The 6,301-nt window shown below is 44.2% G+C and carries 7 protein-coding genes; 3 read left to right on the forward strand and 4 right to left on the reverse strand.

Annotation, left to right across the window (positions count from 1 at the left end; genetic code table 11):
* Window positions 1-69: 69 nt before the first annotated feature.
* The 3 genes from B3182_RS04005 to B3182_RS04015 all read right to left on the reverse strand — a co-directional run bounded on the left by B3182_RS04005 (window position 70) and on the right by B3182_RS04015 (window position 2,225).
* Window positions 70-519: a DUF305 domain-containing protein gene (locus B3182_RS04005; protein ID WP_292355820.1), complete on the reverse strand. Its 450-nt coding sequence runs from the start codon at window positions 517-519 to the stop codon at window positions 70-72.
* Window positions 520-787: 268 nt separating this feature from the next.
* Window positions 788-1,630: a pirin family protein gene (locus B3182_RS04010; RefSeq protein WP_292355822.1), complete on the reverse strand. Its 843-nt coding sequence runs from the start codon at window positions 1,628-1,630 to the stop codon at window positions 788-790.
* A gap of 10 nt (window positions 1,631-1,640) precedes the next feature.
* On the reverse strand, window positions 1,641-2,225 hold the full coding sequence (locus tag B3182_RS04015) for an FMN-dependent NADH-azoreductase (RefSeq protein WP_292403367.1): 585 nt from the start codon (window positions 2,223-2,225) through the stop codon (window positions 1,641-1,643).
* A 116-nt stretch (window positions 2,226-2,341) separates the two neighbouring features.
* Here B3182_RS04015 and B3182_RS04020 point away from each other — a divergent pair, with 116 nt between their 5' ends.
* From B3182_RS04020 to amrB, 3 genes are all read left to right on the forward strand, one after another.
* Complete coding sequence (locus B3182_RS04020) at window positions 2,342-3,253, forward strand: LysR family transcriptional regulator (protein ID WP_292355826.1); 912 nt, start codon at window positions 2,342-2,344, stop codon at window positions 3,251-3,253.
* A 72-nt stretch (window positions 3,254-3,325) separates the two neighbouring features.
* Window positions 3,326-3,982 (forward strand): pyridoxamine 5'-phosphate oxidase family protein, encoded by a 657-nt coding sequence (locus tag B3182_RS04025; protein ID WP_292355828.1) that lies wholly within the window; start codon window positions 3,326-3,328, stop codon window positions 3,980-3,982.
* Between the two features lie 471 nt (window positions 3,983-4,453).
* The gene (amrB, locus tag B3182_RS04030) at window positions 4,454-5,242 is read left to right on the forward strand and encodes an AmmeMemoRadiSam system protein B (RefSeq protein WP_292403362.1); all 789 of its coding nucleotides are present in this window, start codon (window positions 4,454-4,456) and stop codon (window positions 5,240-5,242) included.
* Here amrB and B3182_RS04035 read toward each other — a convergent pair.
* A complete protein-coding gene (locus B3182_RS04035) occupies window positions 5,227-6,009 on the reverse strand; it encodes a TIGR01458 family HAD-type hydrolase (RefSeq protein ID WP_292411482.1) in 783 nt (260 codons plus the stop codon). The genes amrB and B3182_RS04035 overlap by 16 nt on opposite strands.
* Window positions 6,010-6,301: the final 292 nt, after the last annotated feature.

The raw sequence follows: 6,301 nt of genomic DNA on the forward strand, positions 1-6,301 counted from the left end.
TACACAGAATTTTTTACAGTCCCTTGTCTTGTTGTTTAATTAATAGAGACAGATTTTCAATCCGGTTTTTTACTTTTTCTGAAGATCGTTAATCAGCATTTTCATCTCATCAATTTCCCTGCGTTGCGCCTCAATAATTTCATCGGCTAATTGACGTACCCGTGGATCACTAATCTTTGCCCTTTCGCTGGTCAAAATTGCGATGGAGTGATGTGGAATCATGGCTTTCATATAAGACACATCATCAACCGTGGTCTGGCTCCTTACCAGCCAGAGTGAGCCCGCAAAAATTACAATACTGACAAGATAAATAATGATATTGACTGTGACGTTGGAATACATGTGCAGCATAAAGCTCAACATCACTATTGCCATGGTTGCCCCCATTATCAGTGCCATATAACTTCGGGTTTCACTGAAAAACACATGATCAGCCTGATAGGTATTTAGGTACATTAAACCGAACATCACGAGAGTGGATGTCAGGATCATGGCAGCAAATCTTCCATACATTTTCATCAGCATATCTCCTAATTAAAGACTAGGGTCTGTCTATCTTTCAGAGCCAGCACTGCTGGCGGCTGTGAAAGATAAACAGCCCCTCGTTAACACCCCGTGAAATGAGAAAATATTCTTGTTGTTATAGTAAGTTAACATTTATTAGGGCGATTGATCTTTCATTACTACCATTCTGGACAAAAAATCAGCCATAGGCAGTGATGGACATGCAAGATAAACAAGCTCTGGTTGATACCGCAAAAAAGCCCGGATAATTCCGGGCTCAAAATCAGGCAAACTGACCGCTGCGATAATCAGCAAAAGCCTGTTCCAGTTCAGCACGGGTATTCATTACAAATGGTCCTGCCCGTTCAACTGGTTCATTAATCGGTTTGCCAGCCACAACAATGAATATGCTGTCCTGTTCTGCCACCCCTTTCACCGCATCACCTTCTTTTAGTACCGCCAGCTGCGAGGCACCGATTGAAGTCGGTTTATCGCCAATACTGACTCGACCTGCTGCCACATAAATAAAAGCATTATGAGTAGCCGGTATCTGGTCTTCAAATACACTACCCGCAGGCGCATCAATCACAAAATAAACCGGCTCAATAAAACTATTATCTATAACGCCTTTGGTTCCATTAAGCGTTTCACCGGCTACTACTTTTACCGTTAAACCTGCTTCGCGTGTCTCTATTGCAATCTCGCTGGCTGCTTTTTCCTGATAGCGTGGTGCCATCATTTTATGTTCAGCGGGCAGATTTACCCACAACTGGAAACCTGCCAACAAACCCGCTTCCTGCTCAGGTTTTTCCGAGTGGATAATGCCGCGGCCTGCTGTCATCCACTGCACGCCTCCACTTTCAATCACCCCCGCATTACCGGCGCTATCTTCATGGCGCATTTTACCTGCCAGCATATAGGTCACTGTTTCAAAACCACGATGTGGATGGGGTGGAAAACCGGCAATATAGTCTTCAGGTTTATCACTGCCAAACGCATCAAACAATAAAAACGGATCCAACATATCTATTTCATGCGAGGCGATTAACCGTCTTAACGACACCCCCGCCCCATCCGAGGTCATCTGACCCCGTATCCATTTTTTCACTTCACGTTGTTGTGCCATGATGGCCTCCTTACGCCGCAATCACTGCAGCCAATTTCTCGCTGCTGTCCGGCTGTTCAAAATAGTGGTTGGCATTGACCAATGTGACATCGCTAATGCCAATAAACTGCATAAAAAATTTCAAATACTGACTGGCAAAATCCACATCACTTTCCAGTGGTACGCCACCTGATGCCATCACCAGATAAACTTGTTTGTTTTCCAGTAAGCCTACAGGACCATTTTCGTTATACCGAAAGGTTTCGCGCGCCCTAGCCACCAGATCAATCCAGGCTTTCAATGCTGCCGGTATACCAAAGTTATAAATCGGTACAGCTATCACTATCACATCCGCTGTCTTGACTTCATTAATCAGCTGATCAGATAAGGCCAATACATTTTTTTGTGCCTCACTTCTATCTGCCGGATCGGTAAAGTTGGAATTAATCCATTCTTCGTTGATGAATGGCAAACCTGAAGCCACATCACGTTGCTGCAAGGTTACATCATGTTGACTAGCCAATATTTCGGTCAACTGGGTCGAGACAGTCCGGGTTAATGATCCGTCATAACGACCACTGGCATTAATATGTAATACGTTTAATTTTTGCATCATTTAATTCCTCTTATAGGTCGGTTAAGTTAGTACGGTGACATTTTATAGTTCTTGAAATTTTGATAAAGAATGCTATAAAGAATTTATTGTTGATATATAAAGAACAATAAAAGGATATGGCAGTGAATCAAATTGAAGATATGCAAACGTTTAAACGTATTGTTGAAGCAGGCAGTATCAGTCTCGCTGCCGAACAGCTTGATACCGTGAAATCGGCAGTTAGCAGGCGGTTAAAAGATTTGGAAAAACGTTTGAATGTGACTCTGCTGCAACGCACCACCCGACGCCAAACGCTGACCGAGGCCGGACACCGTTATTATCAGCATTGTTTGCGATTACTGGATGATATTGCAGAGGCAGAAGCACAGATATCCGATATTGAAGCCGAACTCAGCGGCAAGTTACGAATCTCCGCGCCGGTATCTTTTGGCTTAATGCATTTGGGGCCCGCCTTACAGGAATTTCAGCAATTACATCCCCTGATTGAAATGTCGATTGATTTCAATGATCGACAGGTTGATTTGATTGCTGATGGATTTGATCTGGCAATCCGCATCGCCAGACTGGATGACTCAACCTTAATTGCAAAAAAACTCTCATCTACACGGCTGCTGGTCTGTGCCAGTCCAGAATATCTGGCCTATCATGGCACGCCAGTCATTCCCATCGATCTTACTAATGACCATGCTATTTTGCATTATCGAAATACCTCTGAAACCTGGGTGTTTCAACACAATGGCAGCCCCATCAGTTTGCATTTGCAGGGCAAGCTTTCAGCTAATAATGGTAATTTTCTGTGTGATTCAGCCATCGCAGGCCAAGGCATTATCTTCTCTCCAGATTTTCTTTGTTATCAGGCTGTGCAATCAGGAAAGCTTGAGGTCATATTGCGTGACTATATGTATGACAACGAGGTTGGCATTTTCGCGGTTTACCCACAAACCCGCTATTTGCCAAGGCGCAGTCAGATTCTGATTGCCTATTTGCAGAAATATTTCGCTCGCAATGCACCCTGGTTGGATTGCTGAGCTATTTGACAGTCTTTGGCGACAATGCTCAACTGTCGCCCACAAGAAAAATCTTATAAAGAGAGAGAACCTATGACTGAAATTTATGGCACCCAGCATCGGCAATTACAACAGGAATTCGATAAAGAAAAACTTGCGGATCGAGTCGGCGAGGCCATTATCACTGATTACATTACTGATCAGCATCGTGAGTTTATCGCATCACGTGATTTCTTTTTCCTGTCCACGGTTGATCACCGGGGGTTTCCAACCTGTTCCCATAAGGGCGGCGACATTGGTTTTGTAAAAATTCTCGATGAAAAAACACTCGCCTTTCCCAGTCTTGACGGTAACGGCATGTATCTGTCGATGGGTAATATTGATGCCAATAAAAAAGTTGGCATGTTGTTTATCGATTTTGAAACTCCACACCGGGTTCGGGTTCATGGTACTGCCGAACTGAGTCGCGATCCGGCAGATCTGGCGTTATTTCATGAAGCAGAACTGGTGGTCAGAGTCACCATTGAAGATATGTTTCAGAACTGCCCTCGTTATATTCACCGTTATAAACGCATCAGTGAATCTCGATATGTGCCAAAAGCTGAATGCCAGACACCATTACCAGTCTGGAAGCGTTTAGATGCCGTTCAAGACGTTATAGATGATAAAGAAAAGGCTAAAGTGGCTCTGGAAGGCGGCATTATTACCATGGAAGAATATGAAGTACTGCTGCAAAAAGGTGAAGCGTAAATTATTGAAAAATAAGTAGTTTGCGCACCACTATGTCTCATCTGTACCACATTTATATTTCGGGAAAAATTCCCGCAAGTGATCAATGCCCGACACATCAGGTTTCCGGGTATTGATCATTTTTTACAGCTAAATCCTTGCTTGAAAATCCATATTGCGAAGCGAATACTCAATCATCCAAGGCCTTGGGTCTATTTACCTTTCAAAGCCGCCTCTGTTGTGACTGAAAATAGACCAATCAAGGCGTGAGGAGTGTAGTTTAGTTCCTCTAAATAAATGACGAGCAACGCAGAGTGGTAGATTTTCAGCCACAACCCGAAGGGCTGGGACAATTTTTCCACCCTACTGCGTTGGAAATGAATTATGTAGAACAACTACATCGCATCATTTCCGCCTTGTTGGACGGAAAAATAGTCGCCAGCAGTGGTGGTTATGAAAGGTAAACAGACCCAAGAGTTGAGGATAAAAACAATGATTTCGATTCGCCCCAGTGCAGTTGCAGGTTTGTATTATCCCGCCCGTTCAGCAGAGCTTGAAGACTTGTTGGCAAAACAGTTTGATAAGCCCTCAGACCACATTCACCATCATGCTAAAGCGCTTATTGTTCCGCATGGGGGTTATTTCTATTCCGGTCAAGTCGCTGCCAAGGCTTATCAGTCCTTAATGGAAGTAGCCGATGATATTGAACGGGTCATTTTAATTGGTCCCTCGCATCGTACAGATTTCAAAGGCATTGCGATGAGCGAGGCGGATTATTTTGCTACGCCGATTGGCAGTGTGGCGGTAGACAAAAAAATCTACCCTCAGTTAAGCCGCATTAAAGGGGTTGAAACCTACGAAAGCCCGCATGATAACGAACATTGTCTGGAAGTCCAGCTACCTTTTTTACAATATTCGCTAAATCAATTTGAAATTGTGCCTTTACTCACCGGCCAAGCTAGTTCTTCGCTGATTGCCGATGTTCTGGGTACGGCAACCCAGGATGCTAAATCGTTAATTGTGATCAGTTCTGACCTGAGTCACTACCTGGATTATGAGACCGCACGCAAGATAGACCAATATACTTCACAGGCTATTATCAGCATGGATAATCACGATATTGATAAGTTTCATGCCTGTGGCTGTGATGCCATCCGCGGCTTTCTTGAGTATGCCCGCAATGCAAATATGTCCGGTCAAATCATGGCGTTAAGTAATTCCGGTGATATCGTCCGCAAAAAAGAAAGCGTCGTCGGATATGGCGCCTATTTATTCGAATAGGCATAAGTCGGTTTGACCACCTGATTTACTGCCTCGACCACAGAAGGTAATACCCATGCACCGGGATGACGGATTTTATCTTCGTCTCCCGGTGTATATTTTCCGGTCTGCACCAGACAACCTCTTAATCCTGCTGTCAACGCACCTTGTACATCAGCAAACGCATCATCTCCTATCATCAGTACTTCTTCAGCAGCAAAACCAGTAGATTCCACTGCTGTCTGGAAAAATGCTTTTGCTGGTTTGCCTAAAATCTCAGCTTCCACATCACAGGCAAATTCAAGTGCCGCAATAAAGGGGCCAGCATCCAACTGCAACTCTTCGTTTTGCCGGAAATATCGATTCAAACCTATACCAAGCAGCGGTGCCCCATCCATCACCAACTGAAATGCCCGGTTCATGTTCGCATAATTAAATCCATCGCCGGCATCGGCAATGACCACAGCATTGGGAGAACTTTGATCCAGATCGGCAAATTCCGGGCGCAGCTTTTCATGCACTAGGCAATATGGACGCAATTTGCGTTGCTGTAACGCTAACTTCACTGCGCCGGGAGCGGTTAACACTTCCTCAACACTCAGATCGAAGCCCATCTGCAACAGTGACTGCAACATGTCGGTGCTGGTTTTTCGGGAAGTATTGGTTACAAAGCGCACCACTATTTGCTCGTTCCGAGCCAGCTGAATGGCCTCTATAGCGCCATTTACCGGCTCGTTATCAACATGCAATACACCACTGATATCAAATAAAATCGCTTTTATCATCATAATCACCTTGGGCATGTTATGTATGTATAAATTATGCTCGGTTAAATGCTGACAAACAAATTACACAATTAATTCTGCTTGATTCAACTGTATAAAATTGCGATCTACCCCGGTGCTGTTAAAAATTCAATGTCATCGCAGAAGTAACTATGAAAGTTCAACAAGCTCTAGGGCTTATTGAACTTTCATCTCCGCCGCTGTTGTGAGCTGAAAAAGCGTCAATCAAGGCACGAGGAGCGCCTTTTAGTTGTTCTAAATAAGCGACGAGCAACGCAGAGTGGCGCTTTTTCAG

This window comes from Methylophaga sp. UBA4204 (genome assembly GCF_002379485.1).
In the GTDB taxonomy this organism is placed as follows: domain Bacteria; phylum Pseudomonadota; class Gammaproteobacteria; order Nitrosococcales; family Methylophagaceae; genus Methylophaga.